At 41.1% G+C, this 15,771-nt stretch carries 13 protein-coding genes and 4 pseudogenes; 7 read left to right on the top strand and 10 right to left on the bottom strand.

What is annotated here, in order from left to right; genetic code table 11:
- Positions 1-646: 646 nt before the first annotated feature.
- A pseudogene (locus A8F97_RS10630) lies at positions 647-805 on the top strand (conjugal transfer protein TraD); the annotation flags it as partial.
- 256 nt (positions 806-1,061) lie between these two features.
- Here A8F97_RS10630 and A8F97_RS10625 read toward each other — a convergent pair.
- The 3 genes and pseudogenes from A8F97_RS10625 to A8F97_RS10620 all read right to left on the bottom strand — a co-directional run bounded on the left by A8F97_RS10625 (position 1,062) and on the right by A8F97_RS10620 (position 3,173).
- Complete coding sequence (locus A8F97_RS10625; protein ID WP_014699392.1) at positions 1,062-1,463, bottom strand: hypothetical protein; 402 nt, start codon at positions 1,461-1,463, stop codon at positions 1,062-1,064.
- Positions 1,464-1,895: 432 nt separating this feature from the next.
- Positions 1,896-2,190: pseudogene (locus A8F97_RS23190) on the bottom strand (IS30 family transposase); the annotation flags it as partial.
- A 57-nt stretch (positions 2,191-2,247) separates the two neighbouring features.
- Positions 2,248-3,173: pseudogene (locus A8F97_RS10620) on the bottom strand (IS5 family transposase).
- Positions 3,174-3,590: 417 nt separating this feature from the next.
- Here A8F97_RS10620 and A8F97_RS10615 point away from each other — a divergent pair.
- The 6 genes and pseudogenes from A8F97_RS10615 to A8F97_RS10590 all read left to right on the top strand — a co-directional run.
- Entirely contained in the window at positions 3,591-4,781 is a 1,191-nt protein-coding gene (locus A8F97_RS10615) for a tyrosine-type recombinase/integrase (RefSeq protein WP_014699395.1), read from the top strand.
- Positions 4,778-6,082 carry a site-specific integrase gene (locus A8F97_RS10610; RefSeq protein WP_014699396.1) on the top strand — a complete coding sequence of 435 codons (1,305 nt, stop codon included), beginning with the start codon at positions 4,778-4,780 and terminating at the stop codon, positions 6,080-6,082. The genes A8F97_RS10615 and A8F97_RS10610 overlap by 4 nt, the downstream gene beginning before the upstream one ends.
- Complete coding sequence (locus tag A8F97_RS10605; RefSeq protein ID WP_014699397.1) at positions 6,075-7,742, top strand: DNA-binding protein; 1,668 nt, start codon at positions 6,075-6,077, stop codon at positions 7,740-7,742. The genes A8F97_RS10610 and A8F97_RS10605 overlap by 8 nt, the downstream gene beginning before the upstream one ends.
- Before the next feature lie 48 nt (positions 7,743-7,790).
- The gene (locus tag A8F97_RS10600; RefSeq protein WP_014699398.1) at positions 7,791-8,180 is read left to right on the top strand and encodes a hypothetical protein; all 390 of its coding nucleotides are present in this window, start codon (positions 7,791-7,793) and stop codon (positions 8,178-8,180) included.
- Positions 8,181-8,304: 124 nt separating this feature from the next.
- A complete protein-coding gene (locus A8F97_RS10595) occupies positions 8,305-8,715 on the top strand; it encodes a hypothetical protein (RefSeq protein WP_014699399.1) in 411 nt (136 codons plus the stop codon).
- A gap of 164 nt (positions 8,716-8,879) precedes the next feature.
- Positions 8,880-9,220: pseudogene (locus tag A8F97_RS10590) on the top strand (SOS response-associated peptidase family protein); the annotation flags it as partial.
- Positions 9,221-9,340: 120 nt separating this feature from the next.
- On the opposite strand, the gene A8F97_RS10585 reads toward A8F97_RS10590, so the two are convergent.
- The 7 genes from A8F97_RS10585 to A8F97_RS10555 form a co-directional block, all read right to left on the bottom strand.
- Positions 9,341-9,646, bottom strand: a complete 306-nt coding sequence (locus A8F97_RS10585; protein WP_014699401.1) for a hypothetical protein — start codon at positions 9,644-9,646, stop codon at positions 9,341-9,343.
- 13 nt (positions 9,647-9,659) lie between these two features.
- Positions 9,660-10,658, bottom strand: a complete 999-nt coding sequence (locus A8F97_RS10580; protein WP_033071206.1) for a hypothetical protein — start codon at positions 10,656-10,658, stop codon at positions 9,660-9,662.
- 1,077 nt (positions 10,659-11,735) lie between these two features.
- Positions 11,736-12,062 (bottom strand): hypothetical protein, encoded by a 327-nt coding sequence (locus tag A8F97_RS10575; protein ID WP_226311113.1) that lies wholly within the window; start codon positions 12,060-12,062, stop codon positions 11,736-11,738.
- Positions 12,063-12,098: 36 nt separating this feature from the next.
- Positions 12,099-12,473 (bottom strand): META domain-containing protein, encoded by a 375-nt coding sequence (locus A8F97_RS10570; protein WP_033071207.1) that lies wholly within the window; start codon positions 12,471-12,473, stop codon positions 12,099-12,101.
- Positions 12,474-12,509: 36 nt separating this feature from the next.
- On the bottom strand, positions 12,510-13,313 hold the full coding sequence (locus tag A8F97_RS10565) for a hypothetical protein (protein WP_033071208.1): 804 nt from the start codon (positions 13,311-13,313) through the stop codon (positions 12,510-12,512).
- A gap of 318 nt (positions 13,314-13,631) precedes the next feature.
- Positions 13,632-15,017 (bottom strand): relaxase/mobilization nuclease domain-containing protein, encoded by a 1,386-nt coding sequence (locus A8F97_RS10560; protein ID WP_033071209.1) that lies wholly within the window; start codon positions 15,015-15,017, stop codon positions 13,632-13,634.
- Positions 14,986-15,363 carry a hypothetical protein gene (locus A8F97_RS10555; protein ID WP_033071210.1) on the bottom strand — a complete coding sequence of 126 codons (378 nt, stop codon included), beginning with the start codon at positions 15,361-15,363 and terminating at the stop codon, positions 14,986-14,988. Before A8F97_RS10555 ends, A8F97_RS10560 begins: the two co-directional genes overlap by 32 nt.
- Positions 15,364-15,771 lie beyond the last annotated feature (408 nt).

Here is a 15,771-nt window from a genome sequence, read left to right as displayed (position 1 = left end):
TCCCAAAGGAGCTAAAAATAACGACAATGTATAAAGTTTTTCTATACTTAAATAATAACGCTAGTTTAATTTCTGTGAAATTAACAGGGCCAGAATCGGATAAGCGGTTGAGGTAGAACCATAATATTAAATATTGTGATTTTATAAGGTGCCCGTAAGGGAAAAAGTAGTGTTTCCCCTCACACCGTAAGGTGGGAAAGTGGATTTACGATGAAGTAATGAAAATAAAAGATGATTTTATGTGTTGCACAATTCACAGGTTAAGACCAGAAATCAGAGTCTAAAAAAATATTAAATTATTTTTATTTATTTGATAAAATAAGTAACACGGAGAGTGTTAGGTAAATAGTTTGTGGTTTCTATTACCTAGTATTTTTATATCTCGCCCGCTTTGATTGATAGTGGTAGGGGGTAGATTGCGATAGTATTTGGTTAATTGAATTGTGGTTTGTAAAAAATAGGAATGCCTATTGTTAATATTCCAAAATATGTTAAGGAGTAATTGAAAGTAAGAAAAGAGGTGTTATGTATAAAAATAATGATGAAGCTATCTATTGGGATGTTAAAAGACTTCTCGATGATAGTACCATACTAATTATGTTGACGCCCCTTATTCCAAAAGAAATAAGTATTAGGGAGAAAAGTTATGACAGTAAAAAAATTCAAACAACAAATTTCTTCAGATCAAGAGCCTTTATACTTCTCGGAGGCTAAAAAGAAACAAGGAACTAAAAAAGTAATCACCTGCCAGAAAATTATTTTCAGTGCAGAGGTTGCTAAAGTCTTAGGATGTGATATTGGTTATAATTACGATTATGCTGATATCCCTTACACTAAAAAAAGGAAACATTGGGGAGAACATCAATGACAATAAAAAAGATCAAACAATAAGTTAATTTCTCGGTGCGGAGATCGGTTTTTGTCTCTGAGCGAGAAGCTGTAGTTGGCCTTAAAGAGAGTGGATAAACTTTGAAGATGGATAGTCTGATATAAATGAACATGGTAAAAATTTTATTGATACCATGCTCATATTATACTTTATAAGTAGGATATTCTCTGACTCAGGCACTACCGTTAGTACTATTATTTATATAAAAATCAGTAAAAATTATATCTAATTCGTTCTGTGATAAAACCTCGACAATTGTTCCGTTCATGTCATTAATATTCAGACGACTTACAAGGAGTTTTTTTGCTTGTTTATGTTGTTCTTCTGTGTGAGTGTTTTTTTCAAATATTTCTTTTGCTATGGACGCAAGCTCATGAGATTTAGAGTCCTTAATGGACGAAATAAAAACACATGCAGCAATTATCTTCTTTTTCTCATTACTTATGCTTGCCAGATAAAAATTACCACATTCTGGATAAACTTCATGCGCATTACAATCTATTTTTATAGGATAGGATGTAATTGATATATCATCAAACACACAAACGCTAATAGGTATCATATAATGATTCATACTTATTTACCTTATGTTTAAGCTGAAGGGAACTCAGCACGGATTGTCCGATCTGCTCAATCGCCAAATCAAAAAAATCACCAACAGGACTGAGAGATGCCGATCATAACACCAATTCCCTGTATTGACCGACATCTTATGCAGAAATTGATCAATAAAAATCATACCGCAGGTTGACTGCTATGCTGATTTTAAAATAATCTTACAGAGTTGGTTCATTATTTATAACACATCATTGTCATATTATTTGACCTTTTCATTTTTTAATTGTATTGCAATGAGTAATTATTGAACAACAAAAGGAAAAATAAATGACACATAGATACATTAACTTCATGGGGCCGGATTTCAATAAGATAGCGGAGACGAAAAAATCGTTCACTGGATTTAAAAAACGAATGCAAATGGCGCATTCAAATCCGAAGTGCAACGCTAAGCCGCCATTCTTAGTCCCTCAAATACCCTCAATGGTTGCCTGAACCCGAGACACTTTGCGGCCTGCTGTTCAACACGCCCTGATAGCGTTTTAAGTCCCCTTCCGACACCGTATTAAGATTAAGGTCTGTTCCTTTCGGGATAAACTGCCTTAAAAGACCATTCGTGTTCTCGTCCAAACCCTGCTCATATGACGCATACGGGTGAGCGAAATAGGTTTCCGCCTCCAGCGTTCAGAGATTGACTTGTGGCTGCTGAACTCCCTTCCGTTGTCGAACATGATGGTATGACACGGCTTTGTTGAATAAATCAGAGTCAGCCGACAGGATAGCTCCCGCTGGAACCATTGTTATGCGATCCTAACGCTGTCCGGCATACTCAACAACGTCATCCGGTGAAGCGCTTTGACCATTGCCAGCGCTTCACCTACTTGGGCGTCATACTCCCGCAGGCTCAGATGACTACCCAGTAACGTTTTGATGCGTAACATCGCTGTTTCCGCCACTGAACGGCGGTGATAACCCACTTTCTTTTTCCAGACGTCATTGCTACCACTCAGGTGCTGATTCGCCACGGCATGGTTATGTTCATGGTACTTATCGGGCCAGTATTGTGCACCGTTTCGCGGTGGGATGAGCGGCCTGATTTTTTTCTTCATCAGGGCATCATGGCAGTAGCAGACATCGTAAGCTCCATCTGCTGAGGCTTGTTTGATTTTGCGGTGAGTCTGGCTTATTAATGCGGGGAGTGCCTGTGCCTTAGTTGTTCCACTGAGAGATAAATCGGCACAGATAATCTCATGCGTTACACTGTCTGTTGCCAGATGGAGTTTTCTACATACTCTGCGCTTATCTGCCCCATGTTGCCGGATCTTCCATTCCCCTTCACCGAATACCTTCAGTCCGGTAGCGTCAATCACCAGATGTTCAATCTCACCGCGTGTTGGAGTTTTAATGCTGATATTAACGGTCTTTGCACGTTTTCTGACCAGTGAATAATCGGGGCAAGCGAGAGCCACTCCCATCAACTGAAAAATATAGAGTCAACGAAGCCCTGCAACGCCCGTAACGAAAGGTTAAACACGCGCTTCATCATCAGAACGGTGGTGATAGCCATATCGGTGTAGTGGCGTGGGCGGCCACGATGTGCGGGTGTCGTATTCTCCGTCCATGCCGCAATGACTGACTTATCAAGCTAGACAGTCAGGGAACCGCGCTGTCTGAGCGCTTTGTTGTACGCGGGCCAGTTGGTGATTTTAAATTTTTGCTTTGCCATGGGAGTCTGATGTCGCAACGGACGTAACGATCAGATCTGCCAATCACTTAAAAGTTCGATTTATTCAACAAAGCCGAATGGATATTGACCGCGATTGAAAAAAGAAAAGTATTTTAAAAGTGTAAAGAATTTCAATCAATAAAGGCTATATATTTTACAGAATATTTGACGGTTTTTAATGAGGGCTTTTGTTTAAAAGTTTTACGTGGCGTTATTAAGTCTCAGGTGTACTTAAAATTTATTAAGTACACCATAGATATTAAATGTAAAAAATATCGTTATTATCCTATTGATTAAAAATAAATTTAATTATTATTGTCTTGTCATTTTCTTAAGATTTTTTTGTAAATTTATTATTTGTAATTTAATAATATATTGCACCTAGAGTGCTTTTGTAAAATATTTTAAGGAGAGGTCATGGATCATATTAGAACGAATACATTTATGTTTGATAATGGTGAGCGATATTGCCATATTATTAACAGTCTGACAGGAGAGCCGCTTTTTGATCCTAATCTTTATATAACGACAAACGTCAGGAGCAAATCGGTGTCGATTAATACAATGGAGGTGGTTGCCGGAAGTCTGGTATTACTTTATCGATTTTTTCATATGAGAAAAATAGACATCGTGGATCGGATCACCCGAATGGAATTTTTAAGTTCTTATGAAATTGATGCGCTGGCTGATTTCGCTTCGGAAAACTTCAAAAATAGGAAAAAAACGTCCGGTAGCAGAAGTGTGAAAGCGCCGACAAAGTATTTCAGGCTGACGTTTATTTGCCATTACCTTGACTGGCTATACCATCATCACTTACCGCATTCGGTAGACGTAAATCTTGACGCCAGGATCACAAGGATGGTGGCTGAACTGAAAAATAAAAGACCTGATTCTGACGGATACCGTGACTATATCCCTGAAAAGTCCTTAACGAAGGCGCAGCAAGATATTCTGTTTAATGTAGTCAGCGTCGGGTCTGCATTAAATCCGTTTTCTCCTGCGGTTCAGACACGGAACAGGCTCATCATTTTATTACTGTTCAGTTACGGGGTCAGAGCCGGTGAGCTTTTAAATCTCCGGATCAGTGATATTGATTTTGCCTGTTCCTCTATTACTATCCAGCGCCGCGCCAATGACAAATCAGATCCAAGGGTTAAGCAGCCGCTTGTCAAAACGCGGGGAAGGGTGCTCCTCTCTGAGGAAGCGGTCATGTCTGAATTATATAATTACATCCAGCAAGACAGGCTAAAAATAAGAAATGCAAAGAAAAATGATTTTCTTTTTATTACCTATAAGAAAGGGGATACAGAGGGAAATCCCCTGTCGATGTCGGCTTACCGGAAAATTATCCATACGATTAGCCAGTGCTCACCGGAGTTGTACGGGGTAACCGGGCATCAACTGAGACACACATGGAATGATCACTTTTCTTCCATGTCAGACGCCCATGGTCTTTCTGAGGTGAGAGAAGGGCAATGCAGAGTGTATTGTATGGGCTGGGTGCCAGGCTCTGAGATGGCGATGATCTACAACAAAAGACATCTTACTAAAAAGGCAAATGAAACCTCACTGGCTGTTCAGCAAGAAATCATCAGGGAGATGTTATGAATAAAGTGAAAGAAAACAAACCCTGTTTAATGGCAACACGTTCAGGTTATTCATTTTCTCTCTCCGATACACGGTGGCACCTGGATAAGGATAATACGGTCAATGTTTATTCTGTATTGCAAACATTAACCCCGTCATTGCATGAGGGGTATCTCAATACACTGGCTTTTTTTGCCTGTAAAAAAAGTGCAAGTTATGTGATGAATATCAATAACAGCCTGAAGCGGTTTATCCGTGAGATGTTCCCTGATTATATTGATGAGTCAGCGATCCTGAATTACAGAGCTTCACCTGCAACGCCGCTGGCAAGTCTGATGGTGCTGAGAAGTTTTCTGATTAAGTGGCATTCCCTGGGTTATACGGGTATCGATGACAATGCCATTACGCTGTTGAAAGCCATGAGAATAAAGGTTAAAGCGCCCGGAGACGTTGTAAAACAGGAAAGCCCTGAAAAGGGCCCCTTAACGGATACGGAGCATAAGGGATTAAACAGGGCGATCCACCATGCCGGGAAAAACGGCAGGATCACGCTGTCTGAGTCTGCAATGGCATTGCTGGTCAGCCTGACCGGAAGACGACCCTTGCAAATCACCTCATTAAAATATCAGGACATAAAAGAAGAGAATAATAGTGATGCTGGCTATTTCATCAACTTCCCCAGGATCAAACAGGGGGGCGGATTCAGGACGACCTTCAGGCTCCTGAACGTTGATAAATATCTGTTTGATATTGTCAGGCAACAGGCAGAGGCGTCGGTAAGCCGGATTGAGAAGGTTATCGGCAGGGCGCTTCAACCGGCAGAAAAAGAGGATGTGCCTGTTTTTCTGTGTGAGTCGCAATGTCGTCTGAGCGAAGGTCAGAATATGACGGCGTTACTGGCGTCGGACAGACTTCATGCTTCCCGAAACGGGGTTAATGATGCACTGATCAACGTGGTTAATACCGAGCAGGTCATCTCTGAAAGAACCGGTGAAATCATGAAAATAAGTCCCCGACGACTCCGTTATACCCTTGGCACCAGGATGGCGCGTGACGGGTATGATGTGCAATACATTGCAGAGTTGTTAGATCACTCTTCCACCGCCTGTGCCGGGATTTATGTTGAAAATTTACCGGATAGTGTCGTCAGGATTAACCAGGCTGTTTCTGACAAATTATCCTTTATTGCCGATGTTTTTCTTGGGAAAGAAAAGCCGAAAGTAAAAAGCTGTTCATCCTGTGCGACAGCCATTCCGTGTCATCAGTGCCTTTATTTCAGACCTTTCACTCACCAGAATAATGACGAGGTGGCGCATGGGTAACGTGACCGTATTCAAATCTCAGGCCGGGTTGAGTGTGGAAAAGAATACCGGTGATTTTATTGCTTTTTGCCGGGATAAGCTGACCGTATTTGGTGCGGATTTAAACTGGCATTCACCTGTCTGGAAAGGCATTGCAACGTTTTGCAAGCTGGGGACGGGGAGAGGCGCAGTCAGCAATGAATGTGCCATGGACAGCGATTTCATTTCTTTTGCCAAAAGCTATATCCGTTACCAGCAGGCGTTACGCCCGGTCAAAAGTCACGGTGCGGCACTCATGGCTCTGAGGTGTCTGGAAAAAGCGCTGTTGCAGGTTTGCCGGAATGCCCATATTTATAACACGTCGGTTCTGGTGCTGGATGAAGCGATGCAGACCGCCAGACAGTATTATAAAGATAATGTGTTATACCAGTGTGGCACACAGCTTGAAAAACTGGCGCAGTTTCTTACGACCCACCGCTTCGTTAGCTGTGGTTTTTTTCGCTGGTGCAATCCGGCTAAACCCGATTTCAAAAATCATTACCTGCCTGAGAAAGAAGATCCGGACAGAAAGCATAAATTACCGGACGAACGGGCTTTACTCGCTATCGCTGAAATTTTTTCACGACCGGATGATGAACTCAGTGAGCGGGATTTGTTTACCACCTCGGTCTTTGCCCTGCTGATGTGCTCACCAAACCGTATTTCAGAAATTCTGGCATTACCGGCAGACTGTGAGATCACCCGGAAAGATAAAAATGGCGTGGAGCGTTACGGGCTTCGCTTTCATGCCGTCAAGGGCTATGGGGCCACTATCAAGTGGGTGCCTGATGTTATGGTGCCGGTTGCCAGAAAAGCGGTCAGCCGGTTACGCCTTCTGTCGGAAAAGGCCCGTTCAATAGCGAAACGGGCAGAAAATCAAACATGTTCAGCAAAACCTGAGACTGCTGCACGCTCTGTAAACGAGAAGGTGATGCCGTGTCTGCCTGCGGATTTTCCCTGGTTTGATAAAGAAAAGTCTGTGCGATATAGCAATGCGCTGTGTCTGCTGAACAAATATCAGGGCTGTGAGAAAAGGGAGACGCGGGACGTTCAGATTTGCAGGCCAGCGTATCATTTCTTTGCCTCTGATATTGCAAAGATGAGACCTTCCGGCACGGTGAAGAATATCTTTGCACGTCATGGTTATACCGATGATGAGGGGAACCCCTTATTTCTGCGCTCCCATCAACCGAGGCACCTTCTCAACACGCTGGCGCATCAGGGGGAACTTTCAGAAATGGAGATCGCTAAATGGTCAGGCAGAGTCAGTGTCATGCAGAACCGTGCCTATAATCATGTCTCTCAGGAAGAGATGCACGAGAAAATCAAAGAGCTGAAGCTGGGTGCTCATGGCTACGCTCTGCCTGTCAGTATTCCGGTTATCACAGAAGAGCCGGATCACGGTGCGGTTCACGTCACGCCCTACGGTTATTGTGTTCATGACTACCTGATGCTCCCCTGCAAGAAATTAGCCAGCGCGTTGCATTACGGCTGGGCAGGGGGAATGAACGGGCATGAGCCTGTCAAAAAAATCCGTCAGCACCTTCGGATGGCGAAAAAGGCAGTGAAAGACGCGTATTTTGGTGCGGATAAATGGGTGGCGCACCACGAAGCCGTATTATCTGTTTTAGAGAAAATGTAGAGCAAAAAAATGAAAATATCTTATAAAAATTAATCATCAGGAGGCCGTATGGCAAAACATTTAACATCATCAGATATCACAGTCATTAAAAAAACGCTTCAGGGCTGGCAAGGAAAATTAACATGGGAAGCGCTTTGTATCGAAGTTGAAAAATTTATCGGAAAGAAACCCAGTCGTCAGTCATTGAATATGCATAAAGATATCGTGACGGCCTATTTAATGAAAAAGAAAATGATACAGACAAGCCGCGTTGAACCAAAGAAACCCGCCAGCCTGAAAATTGCGGCGCAGAGAATACGACATATTGAAAACGAGATGGCAATGCTTGAACAGCAAAACAACCGTTATAAAGAGCAGTTTTCCCTGTGGCAGTATAACGCCAATAAATATGGGGTGAAATCGCACCAACTTAATGAACCGTTACCTGAAAAAAAGTGACTGTAAACGAAATCAGGTAGCGTAAATATATTTTTAAGAATTGCTTGATTTTTAATTCAATGGTGATATTGGTATGTTGTCAGGACGACAATTAATAATAATTTAAATGCAAGGATGCATAGTTATGAAAAAAATAAATATGAGTTTAATGGAAAGGTATCTGCTGTTGCTGGACAGGTTTGTTGATAAGCTCGATGAATCGGGCTTTTCAGAAGCGGAAATCACCGAGCAGTCTTATCTTTTTTGTGCCGGATTTTATATTAAATATCAGCAGGACATAGAAAATCTGGCGTTTTCAAACCGAGAAGTGGTGCTGAGCTTTTTGCTTCTCTCTTACTATTCTCATATCGAAAAAATCAGTGATGATTTGATTGATAAAGCCCGACTGAATAAAGTCTTTCTTTCCATCATCAGCTTCATCAACAACAACGGTGGAAGAACCGAGCGAATCTATGTGCATGAGAAAAAGAAGTATGACGCCAACAAGCTGATAAGAGCCTCAGCAAGCGTCAGGAAGAGTGGTTGCCGGATGTGATGGCATGTATTAGCTAAGAACTGAACTGGCACAGTTGTTGCGTAGAGTTAAGCGTAATTTGACAGACTGCTCTGTGCCAGAAGCGGCCGTTCGTTACGTTAGGGAGGGGATATTGTTGTGGTGCCGGCTAACTGGTCAGCAAGTATGTCAATAATCAGATTGTGTGGAAGAAGGAAGGTGATATAAAGCAACCCTACTTCATTCACCGCAAAGATTGCCAGCTGATATTCATGGCTTCGAGCGAAAGCACACCGTTTGAGCGTGGCGATGAGGCGGAAGGATTTCTGATTATCACTGCTGCTGATAAAGGTCTGGTTGATATAGACGAACGTCGTCCACTTAGCCTAGTGCCCGAAGCTGCCCGGGAATGGATGAGGCAGGATGTATCTGGTAAAGAGGCAGAAAAGATAGCCACTGACGGAGCGGTTTCAACTGGCATCCAGTAACGCGCGCGGGCGGGAATGTGAAGGATCAGGTGGCGGAGCTCATCGAGCCTGTTGAATGATGAGGATACTGCAACTGAGTGACATAGTTATTATGTGTTATTTTGATATAAGATATAAAGACAGCCAGAGTAATTCTGGCTGTCATTTATAGTGTGGATGCACATTTTTATTCAGGGATGTTATTTAATTACAGGGAATTGGTCTGCGAGTTTTCCAACAGTAGTATTTAACACAGCTAAATCATCTTCTTCGGTAGGTGTTTTCAATGCATTAATAGACTGGTTTGCCCAGAACATTAATTCAATGATGACTTGGTCGCTGAATATAGAAAAATCATAACTATCCATAGTCATTACAAAGGATGTTAGTTTGATGCTGATATATGCGTATACACTACCATTTTCACCATCAATTTTTGAATCACATAATTTTTTTAATTTTAGAATTATATTAATGAGATCATCTTTCTGCTGTTGCGTAGCCATAAACTCTCTCCTATTACATTGCAGTCATAATGACTGGGCCAAGTTCTTGAACGAAGTCTTTAATATATCTGAGTCCTTCTTTGATATTTTCCTTTTGAATAGCCACTTTCTCCTCTTTTATTTTTTTATCGGTAATGTCGCCATCAATTATTGAAAGAAGTCCTTTGTTATATACTTTGTATTTTTCAATGGCTACTTCAGTTGCCGTTATGTTTTTGATGTAATTTTGTGTTGTATAATTAAGTTGTACTATTTCTTTAGGTGAAACAGACTGCTGTGGTGGAAGTTTGGCTCGATTGTTGAAATTTAGTAAAGCTATGTGTAATATGTCTCTATTCATTGTGTTGAAATATCTTTCTTTTTTCTCCTCTATATCTTTTCTTAGTAAATCTAGGTTTTCAGATTGCTTTGGGCCCATTTCCTTTAAGATGGAAGCTATATCTCCCTTATTTTTTTCCTCTGTCGCTAGCCGTTGTAAAAATGAGACAAGTCCACTGATGGATTTTTTCTGTTTATCATTAAGGTTAATGCTTTTATTGATGTTATCAGCATTTTCAAGCGCTTTATCAACGAGTTTGCTTACAGAATATGAAGGTTCATCCGACGTATAAGCTGTCAATGCTGTCAGATAATCTGAGAATGCAGACAGGATTTGTTCATTTTCTTTAAATATTTTTCTGTCAATAGGTTTTGCATTTAGATAGATAGTCTTAATTCTCTTTTCTTCATGTGGTGTCACGCATATCCCAATACCAAGATTAGAACTTTGTTCCTCTCTAACAGGGATGGTCATATCAGATCTAAGTCTGCAATTAGGATCGGAACCAAGGAGTGCCGCTACCCAATCATTATGTAGAGTTATTAAATTTTCATTATATTCTTTAGTGGCTTTGATGATTTCATTACCTGATTTAGCAACCTCTTCGGTATGGTTCATGGCCAGTTTTCCTGAACTACAGGCTGTAAGAATAAGAGGTAGACTAAATATAGTAATCAGCTGGTTTTTTTTCATAGGAATCCTCACAATTCAATTAAGTATGTCTGTGTTATAAATTAGTCATAAACTAATAAGCACGCTTATTAAAGTGGGCATCAAAACTCTTATTTGAATATAAAGATTGATGACTTATCTCTGCCAAGCTCCGAAGTCAATATATTAAAGTGAGATTGGGTTCTGTAAATATAACGACAATTTTATTTTATTCCATTGCCATCAATGATGATTAAAGCCATTGACATAAAAAATGTTTTAATCATCTAGTAAAAGACGCGGAGATAACATTTTTTATTGAGAGTATAGTAAAAAAAAGAATTCTGTAATACTTTTGTAGCATTCTATATCCGAGGAGATAGGTGGATGAGAGTTTTTATATCCGGTTAAAAAGGTGTCTTATAACTTAAACATACAAATGTAGCGACCAACCACCCATGTATACGAATCATATTGCCGGTCGGCTATCGTCAGGTTCATTGACCTACTCCCTGTCGATTAACACACCGGAAGGTGAGTAGAGCATCACCAATGGCGACGACAAGTTGTGAACTTCCGCTTTTCGCTCAGACTGTGTGAAAACTTTTTTGGTCGCAGAGACTGCCCAAAATAGGGGCGAAAACCGAATCCTACGTAAAATTTGACTCTGTTGACCAGCCGATCTACTTCAGATTTTGCGTAGATAAAAGGATTTCAGTTTTTGGTCAAGGTTTTCACACAGCCTTCGCCTCATAGCGGACCCTGGGTACCATAATCCAAAGTGAAAAAACTCCGCTGCATGAGCCGTCATCAGGATCCCTTGCTGGTGAATCTACGTGACCGACATCTTAACTTAGCCCAGAACGGACATTACAACTTTGCTGCTACATAGATTGTCAAAGCTCATTAGGATTGTTCAGTCGTTGAGATGACTGCTTTATGCTGTGTGTTGCATCCATCGGTTGAACTCACAGCTCAATGCAGACTGTCAGATTTGATTGTGTTCTGTCCTGCCTGCGAAAACTTCCAGTTCAAGTCTAAGGTAATGCAGATGAAAAAAGCCCGTAGCGGTGAAACTACGGGCTGATGCTTTCCCTGATGCTGCTTATGACTTATAGGTTATTTCGACGGCGAGACTTTCCACTTGCCTTCAAATTTAAAGAACTTGAGCTCCATAGTCGATGTTCTTTCACCCAAAAACGGGAGCTTTGCATTGTATTCGACTGTGCATCTGTAACCGCCGTCACTGTCTTTGTCTTTGCATGCGATTTTCTTGGCTGAATTGAAAACGACTCTTGCTGATTCGGACGGTGCGCCTTTGTTCATCTCTTCAGTAAAAGACTGCATTGCCTTAGATACGTCAGTATCGGATGGTTCGCTGTCACAGCCGGTGAGAAAAAAGGACAGCACCAGTAATAAACCTAAGGATAATTTTTTATTCATCATGGCTCTCGTTTTGAGGATTGCTGAATTTAAAAGGATTTAAAAGGCACCGCGTTTCATTTCACTGGCACCGGCAGTGAATTCATAAGAACTGACTTTTTCACCTTTAAACGTGATGAGAATTGATTTTTCTTCAATATCCGTTCCGCCAGTCAGTATTCCGACAATCGGAATATATGATGTTGGTTTACTGCGGTAGTTATGCATAGAATAAGACCATTTCTCCTCATCATCTGAGGTGATACGTTTATCCGGCTCACCAAAGGCGGTTAATACTTCTGCCTTGGTGGTTTTTCCTTTTACAATTTTAGCTTTTACGTCTTCCTGCGTTACATTTTTCAGAGTCTGATTACCGAAGGAATAACATCCAGAGAGAGTGAGTGATACCAATGTTACGATGATAAATTTTTTCATTAATTTAAACCTTTAAGGATTTACTATTATTAGGTCTTAACGTGTAAATGAAATAACCAGACGATTGAACTTGATATTAAACTTGCTAGACCTGATGTTTAACCATCTGATGAGGACATGACAGACCAGTGTTGATAACAAATAGATATTCCATAGATCATCATTTTTAAAATCAAAAAGGAAAATAATAAATGAAACGGCAGAGATAATATTAGTTACGATAAAGGTAACAGGGAAAAAGCTTGGGACGGGCATAGCAGAACTATAGATACTAGCAGTAAATCTTACTATAGGTCGAATAAACAAAAGCAGAGTCAATGTCGTTAATCCGAAGACAATAAAACATTTTTCCGGCATGTTTACATGTCGTTCTTTGGTGGTTTCATTAACAATCAGTGCATCATGAAATGATGCATAGGAATGATGGTCATGATAGCCATTAAATTCGTATTTTTTAATACGATGTGATTCACGGAATGGTAGGCCATGCGCGGAAATTTGTGTCTCATCCCCAGCATCTGTTTTTACCCAGATAGTGTCATTGTTCGGGTTGTAGCTGATGACCGTGCCTGAGAGGGTTTCCTGAAACGTATACGCGCGACCGCAAAATTCAAATTTTTCAGTAGTGATTTTCTCTTCCCACTGTTGGCGGATCCAGATTCTTGAATCTGCGTCTTCTTTCCTATTTTTGTTGTAGGCAAAAAAAGCCCAGATGAGCAGGGGAGCACTGATAGGTAACCAGAGCCACCAAAGCTGAATTGCGCCTGCCATAAAAAGCCAGTCGATAAACACAGGAAGCAATACGCCGATCCAGAAACGTCTCATGAATAAAAGGCTCATACAAATTCCTTAATAGCTGAGTGAAAGTCATATTCGATGTATGAAGAGGTCAGGAACTATGTATGAGACGAAATTTGTCATTGCTGAACCTATATCGTTAGTTGAATAAGTAAATAGACCAGTTAAATCAGTCTATTATGGGAAAAGGAACAGCTACATTTTGAACAGTTGTGATCAAACAAAGCAAATCGCTTATAACGATCGATGGTTTACTTGTGATAGTTAAAAACTATCATAAATTAAATATAGATCGTTTATACCGATCGTTAATCTTGTGTTTTTTGTATGAAGAAAGGCTTGCTGGACGGCTTCTCAGCCCTACATTGGGAATGATGATGAGTGTGATTTTTGCGGAGTTTGGATAGTGGTTTTTGGTGTTGCCGTAATTTCTATCATCTTCACGCCAGTGATGGTGTTGTGCTTGTCTGGGCGTTTGAGTGTCGGGATTTTCAGTTTTTTCAACATGCCAATGATGATGTTGAGGTATGGGATGGTTTCTAACCATCTGAAGCCTGTCTGAATCATAGAGAGGGGTTTTCTGTGGTGAGCTTCTTTTGCCGCTTCGGTTGCATGTGCTTCTTTAGCATCTGCACCAGCTTCTTTTACTGCTTCGGTTGCATACGCTTCTTTGTTACTTGCAACAGCTTCATTGTGAAGCGTTGTAGGATAATTGATAGCGTATTCGTCCTGACCGCCGTCTTTATTGGGGGTAAGCGTTTCGGCGGGGCTGTTAACGTCTTCTTTGATGATTTCAGGGGTATCTATAGCTATGGTCATATCAAGAGCTTCGCTAACCGATGCCTTACTGACTGATGGCATTTTCAATGCAAACAGGAAAGCATTGTCGCGTTCCGGCTGGTAATCGAGTTTGTCTTGTAGGGTAGACCAGGAATAACATTTACCTAATTGCGAAGCTTTGAAAGCAATCCCAGCATATTCGAATGAAAATCCATTCATCTTTCCGGTAGAAGCGATATTCGGGACTACCATGATGTTTTGTGCCACAAGCTGTGTCACAAACTCAGTGGTGGATGGTTTACCGACAAGTAATTCCTCCAAGGCTTCCTGGATGAGTGATTTGGGTGATGGCTCTCCTTTATACTTCTCCATCATCGCTTCGTTACGTGACAGCTTTTTAGGCTTTGGTGTTGCGCCCATCGGTTTCTGTGTCGGGGATTTTCTGGATAGCGAAGGAGGGAAGGGCGAAGCTGGGGATGGTGATGCTACCAATTCTGGTCCTTTGGTTCTGGTCAGTGAATAGTCGTGTTCAAGCTGCTGGATGATACGGGTGCTGATCAGGTTTTCGTTTTTGCCCAAGTAAAGGCTTCCGTTGGTGAGATCTATACGACTGGCAATAATGTGGATGTGCTGGCCTTCAACATCATCATGTAACACATAGCATCTCAGATGCGTTTCAGAGAAGCCCATACGAGACATGTAATCATCAGCAATCTCTGACCATTGAGCATCTGTCAGCGCTTCGTTCTTCGGTAATCGAAGCGAATTATGCCATACGGGTTTAGCCACATCCGGGCGAAGCGTTTTGGTGGTATTAAATTCGGCGATCAGATCTCCGGCTATATCCCCCAGCATGTTCCCACCAATGACATAAGGTGTGCATTTATGGTGAGATCCTGGTCTTAATGCGTAGAGAACGACACCGGCGAAGTTTTTACCTCGTCTGATTTTCTGCATTCCCTTCATGGGAAGCACTCCACAAATTATCAGTAAGTAAGTGCTGGCGAAGCTCTGAGATCTGACGCTTCACTGCAAAGAGTTCAGTTTGTGAGAGAGAACTATCATTGCTCTTGCTATCCAGATGAGCGACCAGTCTGTTCAGCTTCTGCGAAATCTCACCAAGGGTTTTCCATGCTTCAAGATTAATAGAAGGAATAACGGAGGGAAGGTTATGCAGAAATGCCATACGCAGCCATTCACCTTTGCGATGACCGCCACGTTTCTGATTAAGAAGCGTTAGCTCTTCATTATTTAATCTGACACTGATGCAGTGGCAGCGAAGGATATTATTAAAAGTGTTACCAGTGCTCATATGAACTCCTTTTCATATAATTAAATAAAAGCATATTCCTTATGCTTAGACTTATTTATATGACAGAAGCTAACAATGTCAATGCATGATATTGATTTTGCTTTTAATTTTTTTCAACCGAAGGGCGAAAAAACAAGGGAGAACTCGGAGAAGCCAGCGTAGCGCTTCGTAGAGTTAGCCCTTGCTTATAATGTATAAGTGGTACTTATTGACAATATGCATAATGACGTTACATTATAATAAATAAACGATATGGATAATTTATGAGTTATTACAAAACATCAGCAACGTTATTTATAGGGCTCCATGCGTTAATTTGGAGTGGGTATTTATTAGCTGAAAAAGGTTTCTTTACAGAGTTTATGAGAGAATATTTTGAATGGGCACATCATATTATTTTAATAGGTG

Origin of the sequence: Pectobacterium parmentieri (genome assembly GCF_001742145.1) — a bacterium.
In the GTDB taxonomy this organism is placed as follows: domain Bacteria; phylum Pseudomonadota; class Gammaproteobacteria; order Enterobacterales; family Enterobacteriaceae; genus Pectobacterium; species Pectobacterium parmentieri.
The sequence above is the reverse complement of the archived record's forward strand: the minus strand, read 5'-3'. Positions and strand labels throughout refer to the sequence as shown.